The organism is Micromonospora sp. NPDC049047 (assembly GCF_040649135.1).
In the GTDB taxonomy this organism is placed as follows: domain Bacteria; phylum Actinomycetota; class Actinomycetes; order Mycobacteriales; family Micromonosporaceae; genus Micromonospora.
Map to the genome: position 1 here is coordinate 79,295 of NZ_JBEZEY010000019.1, position 26,262 is coordinate 105,556.

A 26,262-nucleotide genomic window follows, 5' to 3' on the forward strand; every position below is an offset into this window, starting at 1 on the left:
AGCCCACCACATGATCACAGCCGGCACCCACACCAACACGGGCAGCCACCTCGCGCCCATCGAACTATTGACATCGATCACGCCGCACCGAAGGCTCGCGCCTACAGGTCCTTCACCCAAGGAGGCGCGATGAGACCGAGACGACTGGCGATCGCCAGCGTGGTCACCCTGCTCGGCGCACTGGCACTGACCCCACCCGCCAGCGCGCGGCCACCATCCGAACCGGGCGCCCGCGACGGCCTGGAGGTGTACGTCGGCACTGTCGACGCGAAACAGCGGGAGCAGTTGCGCGCGGCGGGGGTCGACCTCGGCCACGACGCGAAGACGGACTCATCCGGCCGCACCACCGTCGAGACGGTCCTCAGCCGCCGGCAGGCGAAACGGTTGACCGACAAGGGCGTACCGCTGGCGGTGAAGAAGGTTCGCGGCAAGGACGCCTCGCAGGCGCTGCGGGAGCAGGCCGCGGCGGGCTGGGCGAGTTTCCGGCCCTACGGGGAGCCGGGCGGTCTGCGGGACGAGCTGAACGCCACAGCGGCCCGGTATCCGAAGCTCGCCAAGGTGCAGACGATCGGTCGCAGCCAGCAGGGCCAGCCGATCGTCGCCCTCAAGGTCACCAAGAACGCGCGGACCGTCCCGGACGGACGGCGACCGGCGGTGCTCTACGCCGGTGCGCAGCACGCCCGCGAGTGGATCACGCCGGAGATGACCCGGCGGCTGATGCACCACGTGCTTGACAGCTACGGCACCAACCGGGAGATCACCCGCCTGTTGGACACCACCGAACTGTGGTTCCTGCCGGTCGCCAACCCGGACGGCTACGACCACACCTTCACCCCCGGCAACCGGCTGTGGCGCAAGAACCTGCGGGACAACAACGGCGACGGGCAGATCACCTCGGGCGACGGTGTCGACCTCAACCGCAACTTCAGCTACAAGTGGGGGTACGACAACGAGGGCTCGTCACCGGACCCGAACAGCGAAACCTACCGGGGCCCGGGCCCCAACTCGGAGCCGGAGACCAAAGCCCTGGACGGGCTCTTCAAGCGGGTCGGGTTCGAGTTCTTCGTCAACTACCACTCGGCGGCCGAGTTGCTGCTCTACGGCGTCGGCTGGCAGGTGAGCACCCCCACCCCGGACGACGTCATCTACGAGACGATGGCCGGTGACGACGCGCACCCGGCGGTGCCCGGCTACGACCCGGACATCTCCGCCGAGCTGTACACCACCAACGGGGACACCGACAGCCACGCCACCGTCAAGTACGGCACGCTGGGCTTCACCCCGGAGATGTCCACCTGCGAGGCCGCCTCGGCGGTCGACCCGGACGACGAGTGGCGCCCGGAGGACTGCGTCAGCGGCTTCATCTTCCCCGACGACGAGGCTCTCATCGCCGGTGAGGTGCAGAAGAACCTGCCGTTCGCGCTTGCCGTGGCCCGCTCGGCGGCGGACCCGGACGACCCGGTGTCGGTGGTCGGTCGCAGCACCCCGGACTTCGTGGTGGACGCGTTCGACACCTCGTACGGGCGCACCCAGCAGGTCGCCTCGATCACCCGTCGGGCGCTGAAGAACGTCCGGATGCACTACACGGTCAACGGCGGCCGACCGAAGACGGTAGCGGTCCGCGAGTGGCGCGGCGGCGAGCGGTACGGCGACACGAACGACGACTACTACGCCGAACTGCGCGGCACCGTCACCGGCGCGAAGCCGGGTGACCGGGTGGAGGTCTGGTTCACCGGAAACAAACCGCGAGCCGGGGTGGTGGCCAGCGAACACTTCACCTATCGGGTGCACAACGACATCGGCGGCGACGTGCTGGTCCTCGCGATGGAGGACGTCACCGGCCTCAGCCCGACGCAGACCGGCACCACCGCGAAGTACGCCGACGAGGTCGCGGCGTCGTTGCGTGCCGCCGGACGCAGCAGCGACGTGTACGACTTCGACGCGATGGGACGCGAGGCACCCCACCCGCTGGGCGTGTTGTCGCACTACAAGGCGGTGGTCTGGGAGACCGGCGACGACGTCATCCTGCGCTCCCCCGGGCAGGTGCCCGGCACCACGGCCAAGGCGGCGCTCACCACCGAGCTGGCCGTCCGGGACTACCTCAACGAGGGCGGCAAGCTCCTGGTCAGCGGCCAGTACGCGCTGTACGCCCAGGGCGCCAACGGGTCGTACGTCTATCACCCGGACGCACCGCCCGAGTGCACCGACGCCGATTCCGCCAGCTGCCTGCCGTTGCTCAACGACTTCCAGCAGTACTGGTTGGGCGCGCACACCTACGTCAGTGACGGCGGCACCTCACCGGACGGGGGACCGTACCCGGTCGCCGGGATCGACGGGGCGTTCACCGGCTTCAGCGGGCAGCTCAACGCGCCCGGGTCGGCGCAGAACCAGGAGCACAGCGCATCGTTCCTGACCACGTCGAGTTTCCTGCCGCCGGACGAGTTCCCCCAGTTCGCCAGCTCCGCGCCGGTGGGCTGGACCCGGCCGGGCGGCGCGCCGTTCGATCCGCGGACCGGCGAGTGGTACCTGCACAGCGGGCAGAGCGACGAGTCGTACAAGCGGCTCACCCGCACTGTTGACCTGACCGGGGCGAGCGCCGCGGAGTTGCGCTTCTTCACCTCGTACGACATCGAGCAGGACTGGGACTTCCTCTTCGTCGAGGCGCACGAGGTGGGCAGCGACAACTGGACGACCCTGCCGGACGTCAACGGCAAGACCAGCTCGGCGACCGGGGAGAGCTGTCTCAGCAACTGGAGTGAGGTGCACCCGTTCCTGACGCACTACCAGGGCGCGGACTGCTCGCCCACCGGCAGCACCGGCAGCTGGAACGCGGCGTCCGGCGCCTCCGGCGGTTGGAAGGAGTTCGTCACGGACCTGTCCGCTTATGCCGGCAAGCAGGTCGAGGTGTCGATCACGTACGCCTCGGACTGGTCGACCCAGGGGCTCGGCGTCTTCCTGGACGACGCCCGAGTGGTTGTCGACGGGGCGACAGTGGCCGACACCTCGTTCGAGTCGGCCGACCTGGGCGGCTGGACGGTGGCCGGGCCACCGGCCGGGTCCGGTGGCAACGCCACCGACTGGTCGCGCAGCCAGCGGGCGTTCGAGGAGGGCTCGGTGGTGGTCACCGACGACACCGTCTATCTGGGCTTCGGGCTGGAGGGGCTGCCCCCGGCTGCCCGCGACGACCTGGTCGCCCGCTCGCTGAGGCACCTCAGCGGTCGACCCCGGCCCTGACGGCGGCGAGGTGCGCCGGCGGTCCCCGACCGTCGGCGCACCTTCGGTGTACGACGGGTGCGGCCACCACGAATGTGATGAGCTGTACGGGTGTCGGGGCTGGGACTTGTGCTGCACCCCACCCGGGATGTCACCGAGGTGGTCGGGATCATCGAGCGGTGGGCGACGCGCCACCACAAGACGCTCATGGTGAGCGAGGAGGACCAGCACCGCGTGCCGTCCTGCGTCGAACCGGTACCGGCCGAGGAGGTTGCCACCCGCGCCGACGCGCTGATCAGCATCGGTGGGGACGGCACCATGCTGGGTGCGCTGCGCTCCGCCATCCGCGACCCGAAGCCGGTGCTCGGCGTACACCTGGGTCACCTGGGGTTTCTCGTCGAGATCGAGCCGCCGGAGCTGCCCGACGCGCTGAGTCGGCTGCTGTCGAAGGACTTCACAGTCGAGTCGCACGCCTGCCTCGCCTGCGACGTGTGCGGCGACGACGTGGTGGCGTTCAACGACATCGCGTTGGTCCGCCAGCCCGGTTCCGGCTTCGTCAGCGTCACCCTCGGCATCGACGGTCAGCAGTACGGCTACTACCGCAGCGATGCCGTGGTGGTGAGCACCCCGATCGGCTCGACGGCGTACAGCTACGCGGCAGGCGGCCCACTGATCTCCCCCGCCGCCGATTCGGTGGTGATCACGCCGTCGGCGCCGATGGCCGGCATCTCCCGGTCGGTGGTGCTCTCACCGGACGAGAAGATCCGCTTGGAGCTGCGGCCCGACTCGTCGCCGGTCGTGGTGGAGATGGACGGGCTGGTGTTCCGCGACGCGGCAACGGAGGGGGCGGTGGACATCACGTACCGCCGCAACGCCGGTCTGGTGGTCCGCTTCGACCCGCTGCGCTACCAGGAACGCAACCAGTTGAAGATGACCCTGCTCGACCTGCCGTTCCTGCCCGAGCAGCTCCGCGAGCTGCTCCCCGAAGAACTACGCCGCCGCGCCCAACAAGAAATCCCCCCACCCTGCTAAACCCCCACCCCCTCCCCCACCTCCCACCCCACCCCACCCCACCTCCCACCCCACCCCACCCGACACGGTTGATCATGAAGTTATTGCCATGCCGCGCGGCGTGTCGTGGCAATAACTTCATGATCAACGCGGGTGTGGGGTGGGGGGTGGGGTTTGGGGTTAGGACTGGGTTAGGGCTTGGTCTACGAGGGTTTTGGCTTCTTGTTGGATCTGCTTGAGGTGGTCGGGGCCCTGGAAGGACTCGGCGTAGATCTTGTAGACGTCTTCTGTGCCCGAGGGCCTGGCGGCGAACCAGCCGGACTCGGTGCTGACCTTGAGGCCACCGATCGGGGCGTTGTTGCCGGGGGCGGTGGTCAGGGTCGCGGTGATCGGCTCACCGGCCAACTCGGTGGCGGTCACCTGCTCCGGGGAGAGCTTGGCGAGCACTGCCTTCTGCTCCCGGCTGGCCGGGGCGTCGATCCGGGCGTACGACGGCGCGCCGAAGCGTTCGGCCAGTTCCGCCCAGTGCTCGCTCGGGCTACGCCCGGTGGTGGCCAGGATCTCGGAGGCGAGCAGGCAGAGCAGGATGCCGTCCTTGTCGGTGGTCCAGGTGGAACCGTCGCGGCGCAGGAACGACGCCCCGGCGCTCTCCTCGCCGCCGAAGCCGGCCGACCCGTCGAGCAGGCCGGGCACGAACCACTTGAAGCCGACCGGCACCTCCAGCAGCGGCCGACCCAGGTCCGCGGCGACCCGGTCGATCATCGACGAGGAGACCAGGGTCTTGCCCACGGCGGCGGCCGGACCCCATTCGCTACGGGTCCGGAACAGGTGGCCGATCGCCACCGCCAGGAAGTGGTTGGGGTTCATCAGACCGGCGTCCGGGGTGACGATGCCGTGCCGGTCGGCGTCCGCGTCGTTGCCTGTGGAGATCTGGAAGTCGGCGCGGGCGGCGATCAGCGACGCCATCGCGTTCGGCGAGGAGCAGTCCATCCGGATCTTGCCGTCGCCGTCCAGGGTCATGAACCGCCAGGTCGGGTCGACCGTCGGGTTGACCACGGTCAGGTCCAGTCGGTGCCGCTCGGCGATCTCGCCCCAGTACGCCACGCTCGCCCCGCCGAGCGGGTCCGCGCCAATGCGCACCCCGGCGTCGCGGATCGCGTCGATGTCGATCGCCGCGGGCAGGTCGTCGACGTAGTGGGCGAGGAAGTCGTACTCCCCGGTGGTGTCGGCGGCCCGAGCCCGCGCGTAGGTGATCCGGCGGACCTCCTTGAGCCCGGCGGCGAGGATCGCGTTGGCGCGGTCCTGGATCCACCGGGTCACGTCGGTGTCGGCCGGCCCGCCGTTCGTGGGGTTGTACTTGAAGCCGCCGTCGTCCGGCGGGTTGTGCGACGGGGTGATGACGATCCCGTCGGCGAGCCCGCTGGTGCGCCCCCGGTTGTGGGTGAGGATCGCGTGCGACAACGCCGGGGTGGGGGTGTAGCCGTCGCGGCTGTCGACGAGCACGGTGACCCCGTTGGCGGCGAGCACCTCCAGGGCGTCCACGGCCGCCGGCGCGGACAGCGCGTGGGTGTCCCGGGCGAGGAAGAGGGGCCCGTCCAGCCCCTGCTCCCGCCGGTAGTCGCAGAGCGCCTGGGTGACCGCCAGGATGTGGTCGGAGTTGAACGCGTTGCGCAGGCTGGAGCCGCGGTGCCCGGAGGTGCCGAAGGAGACCTGCTGGGCCGGGTCCGTGGGGTCCGGATGCTCGGCGTAGTAGGCGGTCACCAGGCGCGGCACGTCGACCAGGTCGGCGGGCTCCGCGGGCTGGCCGGCACGGGGGTGGGTCACTGCGGGATCCTCCTCGGGGAGTGCGGGTCGGTCACGGCACGACCTTCTGGCCCTTGCCGATCACCACGATGCCATTGTCGGAGACGGTGTAGCGCTGCCGGTCCTTTTCCAGGTCGACGCCGATCTCGACGCCCTCCGGGACGAACACGTTCTTGTCCAGGATGGCCCGCCGGATAACCGCGTGCCGGCCGATCTCCACACCTTCCATCAGCACCGAGCCCTCGACGTGCGCCCAGGAGTGCACCCGCACCTTCGGCGAGACGATCGAGTTCTCCACGAGCGATCCGGAGATCACCACCCCGGGCGAGACCATCGAGCCGACCGCCCGGCCGACCCGCTCACCCCACTGGTGGACGAACTTCGCCGGTGGCCACGGCGGCTGCTCGGTGTAGATCGGCCAGTCGAAGTTGTACATGTTGAAGACGGGGTGCACGTTGATCAGATCCATGTGCGCGTCGTAGAACGAGTCGAGCGTTCCCACGTCGCGCCAGTAGCCACGATCCCGGTCGGTGCTGCCCGGCACCTCGTTGTCGCGGAAGTCGTAGACGTTCGCCTCGCCCCGCTCGACGAGCATCGGGATGATGCTGCCGCCCATGTCGTGCTTGCTGCTCTTGTCGGCGGCGTCGCGTTCGACCGCCTCGCAGAGCGCCCGGGTGGTGAAGACGTAGTTGCCCATCGAGGCGTAGATCTCGTCCGGCGCGTCGGGCAGGCCGACCGCGTCGGTGGGCTTCTCCCGGAACGCTCGGATCTTCCGGCCGTCCTCGCCGACCTCGATGACGCCGAACTGGTCGGCCATCGACAGCGGCTGGCGGATGCCGGCGACGGTGACCGCGGCGCCGGAGGCGATGTGGTCCTCCACCATCTGCCGGGGGTCCATCCGGTAGATGTGGTCGGCGCCGAAGACGATCACGTAGTCGGGCTGCTCGTCATTGATCAGGTTGAAGCTCTGGTAGATGGCGTCGGCCGAGCCGGCGAACCACCACGGGCCACGACGCTGCTGCGCGGGCACCGGGGTGACGTAGTTGCCGAGCAGCGTGGACATCCGCCAGGTCTTGGTGATGTGTCGGTCGAGGGAGTGGGACTTGTACTGGGTCAGCACGACGATCTTGAGATAGCCGGCGTTGGCCAGGTTGGAGAGGACGAAGTCGACCATGCGGTACATCCCGCCAAACGGGACGGCCGGCTTGGCCCGGTCCGTGGTGAGTGGCATCAGGCGCTTGCCCTCCCCACCCGCCAGGACGATCGCGAGCACCTTGGCAGCCATGCCCCGACGCTATCCACCCGCGTCGCACTTCACCACTCGTACGGGGACTCTTCTGCACTAGGGTGCGGGGTCATGACGGAACCCACCCCGCTGCGCGTCGATCTGCTCACCCGCGAGTACCCGCCGGAGGTCTACGGCGGCGCCGGGGTGCACGTCGAGTACCTGGCCCGGGAGTTGCGCCGCCTCACCGACGTACGCGTGCACTGCTTCGGCCGGCCGCGCACCGAGCCGGGCGTCACCGCGTACGCCGAACCGCCCGGCCTGGCCGGTGCGAACGCCGCGCTGCGGACGATGGGCGTGGACCTGGAGATGGCCGCCGGCGCGGCGGGCGCCGACGTGGTGCACAGCCACACCTGGTACGCGAACCTGGCCGGGCACACAGCGAAGCTGCTGCACGGGGTGCCGCACGTGGTGACCGCGCACAGCCTGGAGCCGCTGCGGCCGTGGAAGGCCGAGCAGCTCGGCGGCGGGTACGCGCTCTCGTCCTGGATCGAGCGCACCGCGATGGAGGCCGCCGACGCGGTGATCGCGGTCAGTGGGGGGATGCGCTCCGACGTGCTCACCGCCTACCCGCAGATCGACCCGTCGAAGGTCCGGGTGGTCTACAACGGCATCGACACCGTGCAGTACGCCCCGGACCCCGGCACCGACGTGCTGGACCGGCTGGGCATCGACCCGTCCCGCCCCAGCGTGGTCTATGTGGGAAGGATCACGCGGCAGAAGGGGCTGCCGTACCTGCTGCGGGCCGCCCGGGAGTTGCCTGCCGACACGCAGCTCGTGCTGCTCGCCGGCGCACCGGACACCGCCGAGATCGCCGCCGAGGTGGAGGAGTTGGTCGCCGAGCTGCGGGCCAACCGCTCCGGCGTGGTCTGGGTGGCCGAGATGCTGCCCAAGCCGGAGGTGATCCAGGTGCTCACCCACGCCACCGTCTTCGCCTGCCCGTCGATCTACGAGCCGATGGGCATCGTCAACCTGGAGGCGATGGCCTGCGAGACGGCCGTGGTGGCGACCGCGACCGGCGGCATCCCGGAGGTGGTGTCCGACGACGAGACCGGCCTGCTGGTGCCGATCGAGCAGGTCAGCGACGGGTCGGGGACCCCGTTGGAGCCGGAGAAGTTCGTCGCGGACCTGGCGTCGGCGATCAACACGCTGCTCGCCGACCCGGCGCGTACCGGTCGGTTCGGTCAGGCCGGTCGTCGGCGCGCGGTCGAGCACTTCTCCTGGGACTCCGTCGCCCGCCAGACCCTCGACGTCTACCGCTCGCTGCTGGAGGCCTGACCCGCCCAGGTCATCCCGCGGAGGCGCGGGTGTCGTACGTCGCGCGGTTGTCGAGCACCTCGTCCATGTGTGTCTCGGCCCAGCCCTTCAGGCCGCGCATCATCTGGTGCAGCGAGACGCCGAGATCGGTCAGCTCGTAGGTGACAGTGACGGGCACGGTCGGCGTCGCCGTTCGCGTGATCAGGCCATCGCGTTCCAGGGAGCGCAGCGTCTGGGTGAGCATCTTCTGGCTGACGCCGGCCAGGAGGCGCGACAGCTCGGAGTAGCGCAGCGGGCGGGGTTCACCGGCGCAGTCGGCGCCGAACCGGTGGGAGCCGTCGCTGCCCAGCGCGGCCAGGATCAACGTGACCCACTTGTCGGAGATCCGGTCGAGCAGTTTGCGGCTGGGGCACTCGGCCAGGAATACGTCGTACTGCGCCCTGGTCTGTGCTCTCTGCTGGGCCGCCGTCGTCGTCGCCATCCGCGCCACTCCCCCACCTGTCGGTGTGTTACGCACTTTGAAGTGCCTACTTCCCAGCAGGAAGTTACCCGACCAGAGTGAAGCAGGTACCTGCGCGGCACTGATCGCGCCGCACTCCACCTGAAATCCGAGGCCTGCACATGCGCTCCACTTCCGTTACCGACGACGCCCACGCCCTTCAAGGCGGCAAGCCTTCCCTCCCCGGCGGCACCTGGATGCTGGGCGACCTGAGCGTCACCCGCTTCGGCTACGGCGCCATGCAGCTCGCCGGGCCGTGGGTCATGGGGCCGCCCGCCGACCACGACGGCGCGCTCGCCGTCCTGCGCGAGGTCGTCGAACTCGGCATCACCCACATCGACACCAGCGACGCCTACGGGCCACGCATCACCAACAGGCTGATCCGGGAGGCTCTGCGCCCGTACCCCGAATCGCTGCACATCGTCACCAAGGTCGGCGCCACCCGCGACCAGCAGGGCGGCTGGCCCCCCGCCCGCAAGCCCGACGACCTGCGCCGGGCGGTCCACGAGAACCTGGAGAACCTCGGCGTCGAGGTGCTCGACCTGGTCAATCTGCGGCTCGGCAACGCCGAAGGCCCACAACCCGGCTCGCTCGCCGAACCGTTCGAGACGCTCGTCGACCTCCAGCGGCAGGGCCTGATCCGGCACCTCGGGGTGAGCAACGCGACGGCGCAGCAGGTCGCCGAGGCGCAGGCGATCGCGCCGATCGTGTGCGTACAGAACATGTACAACCTGGCCTTCCGCCAGGACGACGACCTGATCGACACGCTCGCCGAACAGGGCATCGCCTACGTGCCCTACTTCCCGCTCGGCGGCTTCAGCCCGCTCCAGTCTGCAGCCCTGTCGGCCGTGGCCGACAGGTTGGCCGCGACACCGATGTCGGTCGCCCTGGCCTGGCTGCTGCGGCGCTCGCCGAACATCCTGCTCATTCCGGGTACGTCGTCAGTCGCGCACCTGCGCGAGAACGTCGCCGGCGCGGGGCTGTCGCTCTCCGACGAGGACCTCGCCGACCTGGACAAGATCGGAAGGTGACGACGAGTCCGCCGCGCGGGGCGCACGCCGCCTTTCTGCCGGGGCGCACGGCCGCCTTTCTGCCGGGGCGCATGGCCGCCTTCGTTTCGGGTGCCCGGCGCCCCGTGCGGTGGTCTCGTTCACTGACCCGAGCGCGCTGCGGTAGTCAGGCTTGGCGGGCTAGAGCTGCTGCCGATCCACAGGCCGAGCGCGGCCAGCACGAGGCTGGCGCAGAGGCTGCCGAGCACGTTGAACGCCTCGACCGCGGCGTTCCTGCGCAGCAGTCCCAGGGTGTGCCACTCCTCGGTGGAGAAGGTGGTGTACGCCCCGAGGAAGCCGACCCCGACGATCGTGGCGAAGTCCTGCGCGCCGGCGGCGGTGTGTTTCACCGCGTAGCCGGTGACGATGCCGAGCACGAAAGCGCCCGAGACGTTGATCAGGAAGGTGCTCGCCGGGAACGCCTTGCTGGACCCGGTGGCCCGCGCCTTCCACCACGGCTTGACAAGGGCATCGATGCCGGCGCGGCTCAGCGCTCCGAGCCCGCCGGCCAGGAACACCCCGATGCCCACCCACATCAGGCGCCCCTCCCCGTCGGACGCCCGGTGCGCAGTTCCACGAGGCGGGCGCCGAGCGCTGCCGCGATCACTCCGAGGACGATGGACACCACCAGGTAGACGATGCCGATTCCGCTGCGCCGCGCCCCGATCAGCTGGTCGGACTCGACGATGAAGTGCGACCAGGTGGTGAACCCGCCGATGAGCCCGGTGGACAGGAACGGCTTGCCCCACGGGCCGGGCAGCCGGTGTGCCGCCAGCAGCGTCATCACGGCGCCGAGAGCGAAGGCGCCCACCATGTTGATAGCGAAGGTGACCCAGGGGAAGTCAGGTGGCGTGGACGGCGCGAAGCCGAGGCCCAGCAGGTAACGCAGGGTAGCGCCGATACCACCGCCGACGACGATCGCGAGGATTGTCATCTGCCCATTCACTCACCGCCAGCCCGCGCCGCCGCCCCGGGCCGAGCATTCCTCACCCGTACGGTCGACACCCCACCCGCGCGGTCCTGGTGCTGACGCGACGCGGGAGCCACGCTCAGATCGCCGTTCCAGGCGGAGATTTCAGCAATGAGGTCGCCTCGGCGCAGTGACCACCACGTCCGTTCCGTAGCGCGGCGGCGGCGATGCGGATCAGGTCGATGTTGACCCCGGCGGCGCCGCTGGGATCGTGCACCTTCAGCTTCACGTCGAGGCTCACGGTTGTCTCGCCCCAGCCTTGCGCCTCCAGGTTGAGGTGAGCCACCTTCTGCGACCCGAGATGCGGCAGGTAACCGAGCGGAGCCACCTCGACGCGGTCCGCCCCGGCCAGGGCGTTGAGCTTGGACTGCTTCTTGGTGTTGGGGTTCTCGACCAGGTTGCGGAAGTCTTCGGTGCCGCCCAGATTGACCTGGTAGGAGCTGACCAGGGTGAGGCCCCGCTCCTTGAGCAGCCGCAGCAGCGCGTTGTGCAGCACCGAGGTGCCGAACTGGCTGGCCAGGTCGTCGCCGATCAGCGGCAGACCGGCCGCTTCGAAACCGCTCAGCACGTCCGGATCGCGGGAGATCGGGTCGGCTGTGGTGTTGATGAAGGCGACGCCCGCGGTACGCGCTGCCTCGGCGTACGCCCGGGCGACGTCCGGTCGGCCACTCGGCGCCGAGTAGAGCAGCACCTCCGCCCCGGCCAGTGCCGCCGCCACCCACTGCACCCCTGTCGCGTCGACGAGGCCTCTCGTGACCGGCACACCCGCCTTGGGCAGGTCGCAGTTGAGCCGGGGAAAGTTGTTGGGCGGCAGGAAGATCGCCTCGGTCAGGTCCCTGCCGATCTTCTCCTCGGACGTGGCGAACGCGGCGACGACGTCGATGTCGCCCACCCCGAGCCCGTCGATCATCGGCCTGCGAATCCCGACCAGGCTGCCGCTGTGGCGGTGCAGAGCGAGCCCCTGCACCAACGCCGACGTGTTGTTGCCGACGCCGACAACCGCCACCTTCACCCGTTCGATCATGGCCGGAGGCTACGCCACCGCCGCGCACGCCGTGGCGCGCCGACCCACTCCGGAGGGGCGAGCGTCGATCCGGAAAATGTCGTACACCTGTTCTATTCTCTGGTGGTGATCGATACGTTGGAGCAGGCAGAGGCCGCGGTGACGGCCTGCTTCGACACGGCCGTCTGGGCCGCTGGTGAGCGCGACCTCGTGGCGGCCCTGGATGCCACGCACCGCATCGAGCAACGCCTCGCCGCAGTCAAGCTGACCCTGGTGCGCGAGTTGGACGGGCGTGGCACCGCCACCGCACAGGGCGCGTCCTCGACGGCCGTGTGGCTGCGCGACCGGCTGCGCCTCGGGGTCGGCGCCGCCCGCCGTTTGGTCGAGCTGGCCGCGACGCTCGACGCCGCACCGGCGGGGGTGCGTGACGCGTTGGCCGGTGGGGTGGCCGATCAGGAGCAGGTCCGGGTCATCGCCGAGACGGTCGAGACTGTGCACGTCGTCGCTGGCGCGGAGGCCGCCGACAAGGCCGTCGGCGTTCTCGTCGACTGGGCGGCACAGTTCGACGCCGCCCAGTTGCGCAGGCTCGGCACCCGCATCCTCGACCACGTGGCCCCGGAGGTCGCCGACGCCGCCGCCGAGGCGGCCCTGCGGGCGCAGGAGTCACGAGCCGGCCGCGACCGACACATCACCGTCAGCGAACAGTCCGACGGACGGTTGCGCCTCTCCGGGGTCCTCGACGCCGAAGCCGCCGCCGCGCTGCGCGCCGCCATCGACCCACTCACCGCCCCCACCGGCCCCGACGACACCCGCACCCCGGGCCAACGTCGCCACGACGCCCTGGCCGACGTCTGCCGACTCGCCCTGCGCACCGGCGAGCTGCCCGAGCACGGCGGCGACCCCACCCAGATCGTCATCACCACGGCCTATGACGGGTTGACGCGGGAGCTGGGCGTCGGCGCCCTCGACACCGGCCTTCAGCTCACCCCCGAGGCCGTTCGCCGGCTCGCCTGCGACGCCGCCCTCCTGCCGACCGTCCTCGGCGGCGCCGGTCAACCCCTCGACGTGGGCCGACAACGCCGCCTCATCACCGGGCCGTTACGCCGCGCCCTGGTGCTCCGCGACCGGGGCTGCGCGTTCCCTGGCTGCGACCGCCCACCCCGCTGGTGCGACGCCCACCACATCAGGCACTGGGCCGACGGCGGCCCGACCAGCCTCGACAACGCTGTCCTGCTCTGCGGCCACCACCACCGACACCTGCACCACGGCGACTGGGCCATCCGGCTCGGCGGCGACGGGCACCCGGAGTTCGTCCCACCCGCCTGGCTCGACCCCACACAGGTCCCCCGCCGCAACCACTACCACCGACGCAGTTAGGGGCGAGCGAGCGACGTTCGTCAGGCAACGTGGAGGGCGGCGGCGAGCTGGGCCAGTTCGGCTGGCGCGGCGGCGTTTCGCCACACGACGGCGACCATGTTCCGCATCGCCGGGCGGTAGTGCACCTCGCTGTGCGCGACGCGCTCCGCGTCAAGCAGCGTCCGGCCCGCCCCTGAGCATGTCACCTGCCCGGGCATGGACGCCGGCCACGTCGAGGAGGTAGGCGGCACGGTGCTCGGGCGGCAACGGACTATCCGACGAAGGCTCGTCCAACTGTGCGGCATTGGGTCTCTCGTGCTTATTGGTTTCACGTCAGGACGGCCGGCTGGCACCATGCTGAGCCATGGCGGACCACGGACCACTTCTCGCGACGTGGGCGGACGTCGATCCGGCGCGGCACCCGTTCGACCCGGTCGATATGTCGGTAACGGTCCGGGCGTTGGTTCCTCCGCCGCCTCCCCCGCCGGCCTTCCGCGACGGCGTTGGGTGGCTCGGGGAGTCAGAAACCTTCGCCTGGGTCGACGCCGTCAGCGTGATCCTGTCCGAGCGGTACGGCCAGTGGGCCTACCGCTGGTACTGGGGGCCCTGGGAGAGGGAGCGGTTGGGCTTCGTGATCGACCGCATCCCGACGCCGACTGACGCACCGGTGTTCGTCGCCGACTCGCTGGCGGCCTGGCGGCGCTGGTTGGAGAGTCTGGCCGAGCGTTTCAACCGGATTCTGCCGTCGCTCGATCCGGCGCGGGCCGCCGGCGCGGCTGACGCCGCCGCCGCCTGGGAGGCCGCCGTCGCGGAGCTGATGAATTTTGCCGCCGCCCCCGTCGCCGAGTACGACGACGACTGGCCGGGATGGTGCGAGATCACCCTGCGGTGGTTCCTCACGGCCGCCGGCATGCCGGCGGAACACGCGCAGGCTCTCGTCGACGGAGCGCTCGGCGAACGGCTCCACCGGTGGGCGCCGCTGACGGCGGTGGAGATCTCCGGTGTCGCCGAACGGGTCTCCAGAGGTGTGCTCGGCCCTACCGGGATCGGGCTGGCCGCCCGGGTCGACGACTGGCCCGACACCTGGCCACAGGATTGGCCGTCCTGGCGGGCGACGAACACCGGCCGGCGCGCGGGGTAGGTCCCGCGACACCTCCTGGAACACCTGGGCATCCGATCATCGCGGAGAAGGGCACCTGGGGTGCTTGGCCGCGCGCGAACGGATCTCGCGCAGTAGGTTGGCGGGGTGACTGGACGGTTCCCGATCGAAGACGTCTCCCCCGTCGTCTCGTGCGGGCGGTACCCGGCCAAGGCGGTGGTCGACGAACCGGTTCCGGTGTCGGCGCGCGCCTACCGGGAGGGGCACGACGCGCTGGGCTGCAACGTGGTGTGGGCCGGTCCGGACGGCGAGCAACGGCCGTTCACCCGGATGCGCCCCGGCGAACCGGGCCAGGACCGCTGGCACGCCACCATCGCGCCGGACGCCGTCGGCGAGTGGACCTTCTCCGTGGAGGCGTTCGGAGACCCGTACCTGACCTGGCAGAACGCGGTGACCAAGAAGATCGCCGCCGGGCAGGGCCCGGAGGACCTCGCCAACGACCTGGCCGAGGGGGCGCGGGTGCTCACCGCCGCCCGGGACCTCGTTCCGCCCGCCGACCGGCAGCGGGTCGCCGAGGCGCTCACCGCCGTCGCGGACACCGACCTGCCCCTGCCGCAGCGGGTCGGCCCGGCGCTCGCCCTGGCCGACCTGCTCTGGGCGCACCCGGTGCGGGAGCTGGTCACCACCGGTGACACGTATTCGATCTGGGTGGACCGCAAGCGGTCCCTCTTCTCCGCCTGGTACGAGTTCTTCCCCCGCTCCGAGGGTGCGGTGGGTGGCCGCTCCGGCACCTTCGCCACCGCCACCGAGCGGCTGCCGGGCGTGGCCGCGATGGGCTTCGACGTGCTCTACCTGCCGCCGATCCACCCGATCGGTCGGGTCAACCGCAAGGGCCGCAACAACGCGCTCACCGCCGGGCCGACCGACGTGGGCTCGCCGTGGGCGATCGGCGCCGCCGAGGGCGGCCACGACACCATCCACCCCGACCTGGGTACGCCGGCAGACTTCCGGGCCTTCATCCAGGCGGCTGCGGCACAGGGCCTGGAAGTGGCGATGGACCTGGCGTTGCAGTGCGCGCCGGACCACCCGTGGGTCACCGAGCACCCGGAGTGGTTCACCACCCGGGCCGACGGCAGCATCGCGTACGCGGAGAACCCGCCGAAGAAGTACCAGGACATCTACCCGGTCAACTTCGACAACGACCCGGAGGGCATCCGGGCCGAGGTGCTGCGGGTGGTGCTGCACTGGGTCGGCGAGGGCATTCGGATCTTCCGGGTGGACAACCCGCACACCAAGCCGTTCGACTTCTGGCACTGGCTGATCGCCGAAGTCAAGGCTGTCGACCCGGACGTGCTGTTCCTGGCCGAGGCGTTCACCCGGCCTGCGATCATGCACGGCCTCGGCAAGATCGGCTTCACCCAGTCGTACACCTATTTCACCTGGCGCACGACGGCCGCGCAGATGCGGGAGTACTGCGAGGAGCTTGTCGCGTCGGCCGACCACATGCGGCCGAACTTCTGGCCGAACACGCCGGACATCCTGCACTCCTCGTTGCAGCACGGCGGCCCGCCGATGTTCAAGATCCGGGCGGTGCTTGCCGCGTTGCTCTCCCCCTCCTGGGGCATGTACGCGGGCTTCGAGCTGTTCGAGCACGTGGCCCGGCCGGGGGCCGAGGAGTACCTGGACAACGAGAAGTACGAGCTGCGTCCCCGCGACTGGGCCGCCGCCGAGGCGCAGGGCCGCTCGCTGGCACCGTTCCTGACCACCCTCAACCGGGTACGCCGCGACAACCCGGCGCTGCACCAGCTCCGCAACCTGCGCTTCCACGAGATCGACAACCCGGCGTTGCTGTGCTGGTCGAAGCACGACCCGGACACCGGCAACACCGTCATCGTGATCTGCTCGTTCGACTCGCGTGAGGTGCAGTGGGGCAACACGACGCTGGACATGCCGGAGCTGGGCTTCGACTGGCACGAGCGGTTCACCGTGTACGACGAGCTGACCGGCACCAGCTACGACTGGGGTCAACGCAACGCGGTACGGCTCGACCCGTACCTGCAACCGGCGCACGTGCTGACCGTCCGCCGCCCGGTCGCGCCCTCCGCTCCGGCACCCGCCGTCGTCGAACCGGCGGACCTCACCGTCACCGACGTCCCGGACGACCTGTCCGGCGGCACCGCGCCGACGACCCCCACGCCGACGACCGGCGCTGACCCGACCGCCAGCACTGGCACGGCAGCGTACGGTGGCTCGGTTGCGGACGGTGGCACGGCGGCGGCCTCGCGTTCGTCCGCTCCCCGGCCGGCCGCTCCCCGCCCGGCCCCTCCCCGCTCAGCGAAGCCCCGCCCGCCCGCCTCCGCACCGACCGACGCCGCCCCGAAGGACGACCGATGGACCAGTTGATCACCGGCGCGACGCACGACCCGCACGCGCTGCTCGGCGCGCACCCCGCCGACGCGTCAACGACGATCCGCACGCTGCGCCGAGGTGCCGGTGACGTGGTGCTGCTCGTCGGCGACGAACGGCATCCCATGAAGCGGGTGCACGACGCGGGTGTCTTCGAGACCCAGGTCGACGGCACGGTGCTCGACTACCGGGTGGAGGTCGACGGCACCACCCACGACGACCCGTACCGCTATCCACCGACCCTCGGTGAGCTGGACCTGCACCTGATCCGCGAGGGCCGGCACGAGCGACTGTGGGACGCGCTGGGCGCCCGGGTCTTCGACGAGGGCGTCGCGTTCAGCGTGTGGGCGCCGAACGCCCGCGGCGTGCGGGTGGTCGGCGACTTCACCGGCTGGGGGCCCGACGACGGCTGGCCGATGCGCTCACTCGGCTCCACCGGCGTGTGGGAGCTGTTCGTGCCCAACGCCCGGGTCGGGGCCCGCTACAAGTACCGGATCCTCGGCGCCGACGGGCAGTGGCGCGACAAGGCCGACCCCCTCGCGGCGTACGCGGAGGTGCCGCCGGCCACCGCCAGCGTGGTGCACCACTCGACGTACCTGTGGAACGACGCGGACTGGCTGGCCCGCCGGGCCGAGCGGCAGCCGCACCAGGAGCCGATGAGCGTCTACGAGGTGCACCTCGGCTCGTGGCGGCCCGGGTTGAGCTACCGCGAACTGGCCGAGCAGCTCACCGAGTACGTCACCGAGTTGGGCTTCACGCACGTGGAGTTCCTGCCGGTGATGGAGCACCCGTTCGGCGGTTCCTGGGGCTACCAGGTCACCGGGTACTACGCGCCGACCTCCCGGTTCGGCGACCCGGACGAATTCCGGCACCTGGTGGACCGGCTGCACGCCGCCGGCATCGGCGTGATCCTGGACTGGGTGCCCGCGCACTTCCCCAAGGACGAGTGGGCCCTCGCGCGCTTCGACGGCACCCCGCTCTACGAGCACCCCGACCCGCGCCGGGGCGAACACCCCGACTGGGGTACGTACGTCTTCGACTTCGGCCGCAACGAGGTGCGCAACTTCCTGGTCGCCAACGCGCTCTACTGGTGCGACAGGTTCCACGTCGACGGGCTGCGGGTGGACGCCGTCGCCTCGATGCTCTACCTGGACTACTCCCGCGAGCACGGCCAGTGGGCCCCGAACCAGTACGGCGGACGGGAGAACCTGGAGGCCATCGCGCTCATGCAGGAGGTGAACGCGACGGTCTACAAGCACCACGCCGGCGTCGTCATGATCGCCGAGGAGTCCACCGCCTGGCCGGGCGTCACCCGCTCCACCGCCGAGGGCGGGCTGGGCTTCGGGTTCAAGTGGAACATGGGCTGGATGCACGACACCCTGCTCTACACCTCGAAGGACCCGATCTACCGCCAGCACCACCACCACCAGCTCACCTTCTCCCTGGCGTACGCCTGGAGCGAGAACTACGTGCTGCCGATCAGCCACGACGAGGTGGTGCACGGCAAGGGCTCGCTGGCCGGCAAGATGCCCGGCGACACCTGGCAGCGGTTGGCGAACGTGCGCGCGCTGCTGGCGTACATGTGGGCGCACCCGGGCAAGCAGTTGCTCTTCATGGGCTCCGAGCTGGCCGACGACCGGGAGTGGAGCGAGGAGCGCGGCCTCGACTGGTACCTACTCCACGACCCGGCCCGCGCCGGGGTGCAGCGCCTCGTCGCCGACCTCAACCGGGTCTACCGGGACACCCCGGCGCTCTGGGCACAGGACACCGCACCGGCCGGCTTCCGCTGGATCGCCGGCGACGACGTCGCCAACAACACCGTGTCGTTCGTCCGGATCGCCCCGGACGGCTCGACACTTGTGTGCGTGGCGAACTTCTCCGCCCAGCCCCTGCACGACTACCGGATCGGCCTACCGGCCGGCGGCACGTGGACCGAGGTGCTCAACACCGACGCGCACCACTACGGCGGGTCGGGGGTGGGCAACCTGGGCGAGGTACGGGCCGAGGACGTGCCGTGGCACGGCATGGTCGCCTCGGCGGCCCTCCAGATCCCGCCGCTGGGTGCCGTCTGGCTCCGCCAGGGCTGACCCGCGCCGCGATGCCTGCCTGGCTTGATCGTGCTCGATCCTGGTTGTAGTGGCCTCGTTCCCGCCGAAGGGGCCTGTTTCCTGGATCGAGCACGATCATGGGAGGGCTCATCGACTTGGCGCGGACCCAGCCCTCTGCGGGGTTGCGGATCCTCCAGATAGCGCAGCGCGGCAACCCTCGGCCGACACGCCGACCGGTGCGCTCAGACCAGCCCGGCGTCGCGGAGCAACTTCCAGAGACCCGCGCCGTCCGGCGCGGAGAGCCACTTCTGCCCCACCGGCCCGGACGACGGGCGACCCGCCGGGGCGGGCAGGGTGCCAGCCAACACCGACTGGGTCGGCGAGAGCCGGCGGATCGCCACCCCTGCGACGTTCTCCGGGTGGGCGGCCGCGAACTCCCGGTAGATCTCCTGGTCGTGCTGGCCGTCGTCGCCGACAAGCAGCCAGCGCACCTCGGGGAACTCCTTGGCCAGCCGGGCCAGCGTGGACCGTTTGTGTTCCATCCCGCTGCGGAACCAGCGGTCGGCGGTCGGGCCCCAGTCGGTGAGCAGCAGCGGTCCGGCCGGGTAGAGGTGCCGGGACAGGAAGCGGGTCAGGGTGGGTGCCACGTTCCACGCGCCGGTGGAGAGGTAGAAGACCGGTGCGCCGGGGTGCGCGGTGACCAGCCGCTCGTAGAGCACCGCCATGCCAGGCACCGCGTTGCGGGCGTGTTCGTCGAGCACGAACGTGTTCCACGCGGCGAGCAGCGGTCGGGGCAGCGCGGTCACCATCACCGTGTCGTCGATGTCGGAGATGATGCCGAACCTGACCTCCGGGTCGAGGATGCGCACCGGTGCGTCGACCGGGTCGGCGTCCGGCACGCTGAGGCGTACCGTGCCCCAGCCCGGTGGCAGGTCCGCCTCGACAAGCGTGTCGACGAAGCCGCTGCGGTCGGCCTGCGTCTCGTGCCGCACCCCGCCGGCCTCGATGGTCACCGTGACGTGCTTGTTGGGCAGTGTCGTGAAGCTACGCCAGCCGCGGACCTTGTCCAGCCGGCCCCGCTGGCGGGTGTCCGGGCGGCCCAGCAACACCCGGCACATCACCCGCACCCACCCCGGCGCGCCGTAGCCGGTGTACGCGACGATGTTGACCCGCCAGCCGGTGCGCCGCAGCCGGCGCTGAACGAGCTGGTGGACGGCGTCCTCGATCCGTGCAGCCCGATGCAGGCTCGGAATGGCCAGTTGGCCGGCAGGAGTGGGTGGCACGCGCCAACCCTGCCACACGTCGACAGCCGCGGCCACGCGAGCGGCCCCCGCTGCGCCGATCCAAGCCGGCCGCTGTCGAGCCGAACCGGCCCGGCCCGGCTGCGCCGATCCACCTCGGTGGCCCGGCCGAACGTGAAACACTCCGGTCGGGACGACGACGGGGGCGTTGGTCGTGTCGCATCCAGAGCAGCACCGTGGGCGATGGCGCCCGCGACTCGACCGGCCGGCGCTCGTCGCGCTGCTGTTCGGGCTGGCCGGCGTCGGGTACCGGCTGGTCCTGACGCTGTACACGGTGCCGGTGTCGAACAGCGACGAGGCGACCTTCGGCCTCGCCGCGCTACACATCGGCCACGGCCGGGAGCGCCCGGTCTTCCTCTACGGCCAGCACTACATGGGGATGTTGGAGTCGTACCTGGCCGCCCCGCTGGTGGCGGTGGCCGGGCCGAGCTGGCCGGTGCTGCGGCTGCCGATGCTCGCCCTGTACGCGCTGTTCCTCTACCTGATCCACCGGCTGACCCGCCGGCTCTGCGCGCCGTGGTTCGCCACAGTCGTCGTCGGCCTGCTCGCGCTCGGCGGCGAGCGGGTGGTCCGCGACCAGCTCACCGTCGTCGGGGGACGGCCGGAGGTGAAGCCGGCGGTGCTGCTGATGCTGCTGATCACGGTGGGGCTGGCCGTCGGCACGATCCGCCGCCGACGGCTCGCGGCCGCGTTGTTCGGCCTGCTCGTCGGGCTGGCCGCCTGGTCGGACTGGCTGATCCTGCCGTACCTGGCGGTGGCCGGGCTGGCGCTGGTGTGGGCGCTGCGCCGCGAACTGCTCGGCTGGTCCGGCCTGCTGCTTGTCGCGGGGGTCGTGGTCGGGATCGCGCCGATGGTCCTCGACAACCTGCGTGCCGGGCCGGGTGAGGACTCGCTGACCGTGTTCCGGGAGGTCAGCACCAAGGCCGGGCCGCAGCCGCCCTGGTCCGACCGGCTCCGGGGTGGCCTGCTGCAAGGGGTACCGCTGGCGCACGGGCTCTGCCCGGTGGACGGCTGCGGCCGGTGGCAGCAGTGGTTCGGCGTGCTGTACCCGGTGCTGCTGGTGGCCGGCGCGGCACTCGCGGTGCTCGCGTACCGTCGGGCGGCGTCGCGCGGGGAGCGGGTCGGGCCGGTCGTGCAACTCGCGCTTGTCGTCGGCGCCGCGTTGACCCTGTTGTCGTACGTCCGCAGCCCGCTCGCCGCGACCAGCCCGCTCGACAACGCCCGCTACCTGTCGGTGCTGCAACTGTCGCTACCGGCGGCGCTCTGGCCGCTCTGGGTGGCGGCGCTGACTGCCTGGCGGGGCACCAGCAGCACGCTGGGCCGGCTCGCCGGGGTGCTGTCCACCGTCGTGCTGGTCGCCCTGACCGCCACCACGCTCGTGGTCACCGTGCGCTTCGCGGCCACCGGCACCGCCGCGTCACGGACCGAGGAACGCCAGGCCCGGGAGTTGGCCACCGCGCTGCGCGAGAACGGACCCCACCAGGTGTACGGGGACTACTGGACCTGCAACAGACTGATCTTCAACACCGACGAGACGGTGGTCTGCGCGGTGCTGGACGCCGACCTGTCCCCCGGGCAGAACCGGTACCGCCCGTACTGGCGGCAGGTCGGGCGGGCCGCCCGGCCGGGCTACGTCGTGGAGATCGACTCGCCGATGGAGCGTCGGCTGCGCCGGCTGCTCGCCGACCGGGCCGACGCCGCACCGGTCCGCGAGGTCGGCGGCTATCGCGTGTACCACCCCGAGACCCCGGTGCGGCCCTGGCGCTGACGACAGGTCGTACGCTGGCCGGGCCGCCGAACCGCCCGTCGAGGAGACCAGATGCTGATCCTGCTGCCGCCCTCGGAGGGCAAGGCCGACGCCGGCACCGGGCGGCGTTGGACCCCGGACCGGCTCTCGTTGCCCGAGCTGAACCCGGCCCGGGAGCGGGTGTTGGACGCGCTTGTCGCGCTCAGCGCCGGGCCGGACGAGGCGACGGCACTGGCGGCGCTCGGCCTCAGCGGGGGCCAGCGGGGCGAGCTGCGCCGCAACGCCCGACTGCGGGCGGCGGCCACCGCGCCGGCCGAACGGCTCTACACCGGGGTGCTCTACGAGGCGCTGGACCTGGCCTCGTTGCCGGCCACCGCGCAACGGGCGGCCCGCCGGTCGATCCTGATCAGCTCCGGGCTGTGGGGAGCGGTCCGGCTGACCGACCGGATCCCCCCGTACCGCTGCCCGATCGGCGCCCGCCTGCCCGACGTCGGAGCACTGTCGACGTACTGGCGCCGGGAGCTGACCCCGGCGGTGGACGCCGCCGCAGGGCGCGGCCCGGTGCTGGACCTACGCTCCGGCGCGTACGCGGCCACCTGGACGCCGCGCGGCGAGGTGGCCGACCGGACCGTCAGCCTGCGGGTGCTGCACGAACGGGAGGTCGACGGCGTGCCGGTCCGCTCGGTGGTCAGCCACTTCAACAAGGCGACAAAGGGCCGGCTGGTCCGGGACCTGCTCGTGGCCGGCGCCCGACCGCGCTCGGCGGCGGAACTGCTCGGCACGCTGCGGGAGTTGAAGCACACAGTCGAGGAGCAGGCCACCGCACCCGGCCGGGTGCGGCAGGTGGACCTGGTGGTCACCGAGCTGTAGCTGGCGGTCCGATCAGCCGCAAGATTTGCTCAAGGCTGGGCCGGAGGAGTTCCGTAACCAGGCGTCAGGGGCCACGGTAGGGGAACCCAGACTCCGACGAGGGAGCCTTCGTTGACCCGCGAACCCGCAGTGCTCGACCGGCCGCGCTCGCCGGCGCCGCCGCCCCCGCTGGATTGGCTGACGCTGGGCGACGCGTTCGAGGCCGCCTGCCTGCTGCGCTGCACGCCGCCGCCGACCGCCGCCCGGCCGAGTCCGGCACCCGTACCGGGGGTGGAGTTCAATCGGGAGGACGCCGCGCAGCGGATGCGACAGTTGCTCGCCCGGTTGGATATTCCGGTCACGCACGAGGTAGCCGTCGGGGGCCTGCGCCGCCGCTACGAGCTGCACCGGCTCTGGGTGCCGCAGGAGCAGCGGAGCGCGTACACCTTGATGTTGGACGCGGGCTGGCGGCAGGGGCGACGCGCGCTGCTCGGTGCGCCGCTGTCCGGCACCTCGCCGGCCCGCCGACTGTTGGTGACCCGACTCGCGGCGGCGGCCTGGCGCTCGGCGTTGCTGGCCGCCGGGCGGCACGTCCGCCGGCACATCCTGGGTGTGCGGCTCGCCGACCGGGAGCTGGCCGCGGTGCTGATTCGGAGCGCCGCCGTGCTCGACGTCCCGGCCCGGCTGCGCGCCGGTACTGGTTGTTTCCTGGTCAGCGTGGCCGACGGCCCGGACCGGGCGCGGATCCTGAGCAACGCGGCGGTGGAGCCGGCGCGCACACCGGCGCACGGCACACCGACGCAGGGCACATCAACGCACGGCCCGGTTCGGTCGGCGGGAGCGGCCGGGCCGGCGGCCCGTCACCCGGCCTGCTGACCGGCGGCCGGGCCACACCCACCCGGCACACCGGCGGTCCGGAGCTTGCGCGCACCGGTCCGACGGCGCACAGTGCACCGCGTGAGACGTACCTCCTCCAGCCGGCCCCGGCGTCCGTACGCGCGGACGGCAGCCCTGTTGACGGTGCTGCTGACCATGACCCTGGGCGCTGCCGGTTGCCCGGACACCCCGACCAAGCAGACGTCGATCCGAATCGCCACCGGCAGCCCCACCGCCGTCTACTACGCGTTCGGGCAGTCGCTGGCGGCCATCCTCAACCGGGAGTTGCCCGACGTCCACGCCAGCGTGGTGATCACCGCCGCCTCGGCGGAGAACATCCACCTGGTCGGTTCCGGCGACGCGGAGCTGGGCTTCACCCAGGCCGACGTGCTACCCACGAACGCCGCGGAAAACTCCTCGGTCGAGGCGATAGCCCGGGTGTACGACGACCAGCTGCACCTGGTCACCACGGGCGGCGGCGCGGTTCGCACCCTCGACGACCTGCGTGGCCGGCGGGTCTCCGTCGGCGCACCTGGCTCGGGCACCGAGATCACCGCGACCCGGCTGCTGGAGGTGGCCGACCTCGGCGGCGACGCGGTACGCCGTGAACGGCTCGGGCTGGACGACTCGGTCGCGGCGCTGGGCTCGGGGCAGATCGACGCGTTCTTCTTCTCCGGTGGGCTGCCGGTGCGGGGCATCGCGGACCTGGCCCGGCGCAGCGCCACCCGGATCGTCGACCTCAGCAGCTGGACCGAGAAGCTGCGCTCGCGCTACGGCCAGGTGTACGTGTCCCGGGACATTCCCCGCTCGGTCTACGGGTTGGACGCGGTGACCACGGTGGCCGACCCGAACTATCTGATCGTCCGGGCCAACCTGCCGGATTCGTTGGTCCGGGAGGTGACCCGGCTGCTGATGGACCGGCGGGCCGAGTTGGCCGCCGCGCACCCGGCGGCAGGGCGGATGAGCCCTCGCTCGGCGATCGTGACCGCGCCGCTGCCGCTGCACCCCGGCGCCGCCGCCTGGTACCGGGCGGAGAAACCCTGACGGCGGCCCTACCGGGACAGGGGTTGCCGCAGGTCGGTGGCGCGCTCGCCGGTCACCGGCTCCGCCGACCCGTCCGGGTCCGGCGCGGGGAACCACAGGGCCGCGACCAGTCCGCGCGACTCCCCCGGGCGCATGGTCAGCCGCCCGTCGGACGCGTCCACAAGCACGGCGGCGATGGTCAGGCCGAGCCCCGCTCCATCCACGTTCTGCGCGTCCGGCGCCCGCCAGAACCGCTCGGTCGCCTGGCCGAGCTGACTCCCGGTCATGCCGGGACCGGAGTCGCGCACCTCCAGGGCCACCCCGTCGTCGCGACGGGACACGGACACCGTCACCGCCCCGCCCGCCCCGCTGAACTTCACCGCGTTGTCGATGAGCGCGTCCAGCGCCTGGTCGACAGCTGTCGGCACGGTCTGTGCGTACGCCGGGGCGTCGGTGCTGGTCAGCCGCAACGCTACCGAACGGTGCCGGGCCAGCGGCGCCCACGCCGCCACCCGGGACGCGGCCACCGCTGCGGCGTCCACGGTGACCCGCTCGTTCTCCTCCCGTTCGGCGCGGGCCAGAGTCAGCAGCGCGTCGAGCACCAACGCCAGCCGGTCGGTCTCCTCCAGGGCCAACTGGTGCTCCGCCCGACCCTCCGGGTCGGTGAGGCTGGGGCCCAGCTCCTCCACCCGTAGCCGCAGCGCGGTGAGCGGGTTGCGCAGTTGGTGACTGGCGTGCGCGACGAAGGCGCGCTGGCGGTCCATCACGTCGGACACGACGTCGGCCATGTGGTTGAAGCTGGCCGCGAGCCGACGTAGCTCCGGCGGGCCCGGCCGGTGCTGCACCCGGGCGCCCCGGTCACCCTCGGCGATCTCGTGGGTGACCGCGTCCAGCTCGGTGACCGGGCGCAGCACCCAACCGGCCAGCCCGAACGCGGTGAGCACGCAGGCCAGCACCGCGAGCAGGCCGGCCAGGGCGAGCAGCGACCACCACGCGGCGACCTCCCGACGGATCGGGTCGGCCGGGGTCACGATCACCACCGCGCCGAGCACCTCACCACCGTCGTTTATCGGCACCGCCACCACCACCGGGCCGGTCGTCCACGGCCAGACCAGCTCGGGGGCGCTTGTCTGCTGCCCGGACAGCGCGACGTCCAGCACCGACGCGGTGCCCGGGGTGGGCCGCCACCGCGGCGACGCGACGGGTGTGCTCCGGTCCCGGTCGACGATCGCGGCTCCGATCCCGTACAGGTCGTCGTAGCTGGTCAGCTCCGGCTCGATCGGACCTGGCCCACCGTCGCGCAGTGCGGGCCCGGCGAGCGAGGCGAACCGGGTCGCGTCGGCGAGCCGGTCGGCCCGGACCTGTTCGGTTTCGCGGCTGGCCATGGTGACCGCCAGCGGCGTCTCCAACGCGATGAGGACGAGCACCATCAGCAGCAGATAGCTGATCACCAGTCGACGACGCACG

At 71.4% G+C, this 26,262-nt stretch carries 20 protein-coding genes and 1 pseudogene; 12 read left to right on the forward strand and 9 right to left on the reverse strand.

Features of this window, described 5'->3' with window-relative positions:
* The first annotated feature begins 129 nt into the window (after nucleotides 1–129).
* Entirely contained in the window at nucleotides 130–3,234 is a 3,105-nt protein-coding gene (locus tag AB0B86_RS25350; RefSeq protein WP_357419919.1) for a M14 family zinc carboxypeptidase, read from the forward strand.
* A gap of 90 nt (nucleotides 3,235–3,324) precedes the next feature.
* Nucleotides 3,325–4,245 carry an NAD(+)/NADH kinase gene (locus tag AB0B86_RS25355; RefSeq protein WP_357404169.1) on the forward strand — a complete coding sequence of 307 codons (921 nt, stop codon included), beginning with the start codon at nucleotides 3,325–3,327 and terminating at the stop codon, nucleotides 4,243–4,245.
* A 159-nt stretch (nucleotides 4,246–4,404) separates the two neighbouring features.
* Here AB0B86_RS25355 and pgm read toward each other — a convergent pair whose 3' ends face one another.
* Together pgm and glgC are read right to left on the reverse strand one after the other, a co-directional pair.
* Nucleotides 4,405–6,048: a phosphoglucomutase (alpha-D-glucose-1,6-bisphosphate-dependent) gene (gene pgm, locus AB0B86_RS25360; RefSeq protein ID WP_357419920.1), complete on the reverse strand. Its 1,644-nt coding sequence runs from the start codon at nucleotides 6,046–6,048 to the stop codon at nucleotides 4,405–4,407.
* 31 nt (nucleotides 6,049–6,079) lie between these two features.
* Nucleotides 6,080–7,312 carry a glucose-1-phosphate adenylyltransferase gene (gene glgC / locus AB0B86_RS25365; protein ID WP_357404173.1) on the reverse strand — a complete coding sequence of 411 codons (1,233 nt, stop codon included), beginning with the start codon at nucleotides 7,310–7,312 and terminating at the stop codon, nucleotides 6,080–6,082.
* Nucleotides 7,313–7,384: 72 nt separating this feature from the next.
* On the opposite strand from glgC, the gene glgA reads away from it, so the two are divergent.
* The gene (gene glgA / locus AB0B86_RS25370) at nucleotides 7,385–8,590 is read left to right on the forward strand and encodes a glycogen synthase (protein ID WP_357419921.1); all 1,206 of its coding nucleotides are present in this window, start codon (nucleotides 7,385–7,387) and stop codon (nucleotides 8,588–8,590) included.
* Nucleotides 8,591–8,600: 10 nt separating this feature from the next.
* Here the strand turns inward: glgA and AB0B86_RS25375 are convergent, their stop codons facing one another.
* Entirely contained in the window at nucleotides 8,601–9,050 is a 450-nt protein-coding gene (locus tag AB0B86_RS25375) for a helix-turn-helix domain-containing protein (RefSeq protein WP_357404177.1), read from the reverse strand.
* 140 nt (nucleotides 9,051–9,190) lie between these two features.
* Between AB0B86_RS25375 and AB0B86_RS25380 the strand changes: the two genes are divergently transcribed.
* Nucleotides 9,191–10,099: an aldo/keto reductase family oxidoreductase gene (locus AB0B86_RS25380; RefSeq protein WP_357404179.1), complete on the forward strand. Its 909-nt coding sequence runs from the start codon at nucleotides 9,191–9,193 to the stop codon at nucleotides 10,097–10,099.
* A gap of 119 nt (nucleotides 10,100–10,218) precedes the next feature.
* Here the strand turns inward: AB0B86_RS25380 and AB0B86_RS25385 are convergent, their stop codons facing one another.
* The 3 genes from AB0B86_RS25385 to AB0B86_RS25395 all read right to left on the reverse strand — a co-directional run bounded on the left by AB0B86_RS25385 (nucleotide 10,219) and on the right by AB0B86_RS25395 (nucleotide 12,111).
* Complete coding sequence (locus tag AB0B86_RS25385) at nucleotides 10,219–10,653, reverse strand: CrcB family protein (RefSeq protein WP_357404181.1); 435 nt, start codon at nucleotides 10,651–10,653, stop codon at nucleotides 10,219–10,221.
* The gene (gene crcB, locus AB0B86_RS25390; protein ID WP_357404183.1) at nucleotides 10,653–11,051 is read right to left on the reverse strand and encodes a fluoride efflux transporter CrcB; all 399 of its coding nucleotides are present in this window, start codon (nucleotides 11,049–11,051) and stop codon (nucleotides 10,653–10,655) included. The genes AB0B86_RS25385 and crcB overlap by 1 nt, the downstream gene beginning before the upstream one ends.
* Nucleotides 11,052–11,166: 115 nt before the next feature.
* Nucleotides 11,167–12,111: an inositol-3-phosphate synthase gene (locus tag AB0B86_RS25395; RefSeq protein ID WP_357404185.1), complete on the reverse strand. Its 945-nt coding sequence runs from the start codon at nucleotides 12,109–12,111 to the stop codon at nucleotides 11,167–11,169.
* 105 nt (nucleotides 12,112–12,216) lie between these two features.
* On the opposite strand from AB0B86_RS25395, the gene AB0B86_RS25400 reads away from it, so the two are divergent.
* Nucleotides 12,217–13,467, forward strand: a complete 1,251-nt coding sequence (locus tag AB0B86_RS25400; RefSeq protein ID WP_357404187.1) for a DUF222 domain-containing protein — start codon at nucleotides 12,217–12,219, stop codon at nucleotides 13,465–13,467.
* A 20-nt stretch (nucleotides 13,468–13,487) separates the two neighbouring features.
* Here the strand turns inward: AB0B86_RS25400 and AB0B86_RS25405 are convergent, their stop codons facing one another.
* Nucleotides 13,488–13,652 carry a hypothetical protein gene (locus AB0B86_RS25405; RefSeq protein WP_357404189.1) on the reverse strand — a complete coding sequence of 55 codons (165 nt, stop codon included), beginning with the start codon at nucleotides 13,650–13,652 and terminating at the stop codon, nucleotides 13,488–13,490.
* 158 nt (nucleotides 13,653–13,810) lie between these two features.
* Between AB0B86_RS25405 and AB0B86_RS25410 the strand changes: the two genes are divergently transcribed.
* The 3 genes and pseudogenes from AB0B86_RS25410 (at nucleotide 13,811) to glgB (ending at nucleotide 19,038) form a co-directional block, all read left to right on the forward strand.
* Complete coding sequence (locus AB0B86_RS25410; protein WP_357404191.1) at nucleotides 13,811–14,587, forward strand: hypothetical protein; 777 nt, start codon at nucleotides 13,811–13,813, stop codon at nucleotides 14,585–14,587.
* A gap of 105 nt (nucleotides 14,588–14,692) precedes the next feature.
* Nucleotides 14,693–16,738 (forward strand): annotated as a pseudogene (locus AB0B86_RS25415) (maltotransferase domain-containing protein); the annotation flags it as partial.
* Between the two features lie 197 nt (nucleotides 16,739–16,935).
* Nucleotides 16,936–19,038 carry a 1,4-alpha-glucan branching protein GlgB gene (gene glgB / locus AB0B86_RS25420; protein ID WP_357404193.1) on the forward strand — a complete coding sequence of 701 codons (2,103 nt, stop codon included), beginning with the start codon at nucleotides 16,936–16,938 and terminating at the stop codon, nucleotides 19,036–19,038.
* 203 nt (nucleotides 19,039–19,241) lie between these two features.
* Here the strand turns inward: glgB and AB0B86_RS25425 are convergent, their stop codons facing one another.
* A complete protein-coding gene (locus AB0B86_RS25425; RefSeq protein ID WP_357404195.1) occupies nucleotides 19,242–20,282 on the reverse strand; it encodes a phosphatase domain-containing protein in 1,041 nt (346 codons plus the stop codon).
* Nucleotides 20,283–20,454: 172 nt separating this feature from the next.
* Between AB0B86_RS25425 and AB0B86_RS25430 the strand changes: the two genes are divergently transcribed.
* From AB0B86_RS25430 to AB0B86_RS25445, 4 genes are all read left to right on the forward strand, one after another.
* The gene (locus AB0B86_RS25430; protein ID WP_357404197.1) at nucleotides 20,455–22,068 is read left to right on the forward strand and encodes a hypothetical protein; all 1,614 of its coding nucleotides are present in this window, start codon (nucleotides 20,455–20,457) and stop codon (nucleotides 22,066–22,068) included.
* A gap of 51 nt (nucleotides 22,069–22,119) precedes the next feature.
* Complete coding sequence (yaaA, locus tag AB0B86_RS25435; RefSeq protein WP_357404199.1) at nucleotides 22,120–22,917, forward strand: peroxide stress protein YaaA; 798 nt, start codon at nucleotides 22,120–22,122, stop codon at nucleotides 22,915–22,917.
* 111 nt (nucleotides 22,918–23,028) lie between these two features.
* A complete protein-coding gene (locus AB0B86_RS25440) occupies nucleotides 23,029–23,772 on the forward strand; it encodes a hypothetical protein (protein WP_357404201.1) in 744 nt (247 codons plus the stop codon).
* An 81-nt stretch (nucleotides 23,773–23,853) separates the two neighbouring features.
* Nucleotides 23,854–24,816, forward strand: coding sequence for a TAXI family TRAP transporter solute-binding subunit (locus AB0B86_RS25445; protein ID WP_357404203.1), 963 nt, complete (start codon nucleotides 23,854–23,856; stop codon nucleotides 24,814–24,816).
* An 8-nt stretch (nucleotides 24,817–24,824) separates the two neighbouring features.
* Here the strand turns inward: AB0B86_RS25445 and AB0B86_RS25450 are convergent, their stop codons facing one another.
* Entirely contained in the window at nucleotides 24,825–26,261 is a 1,437-nt protein-coding gene (locus AB0B86_RS25450; RefSeq protein ID WP_357404205.1) for a HAMP domain-containing sensor histidine kinase, read from the reverse strand.
* Between the last annotated feature and the right edge of the window lies 1 nt (nucleotide 26,262).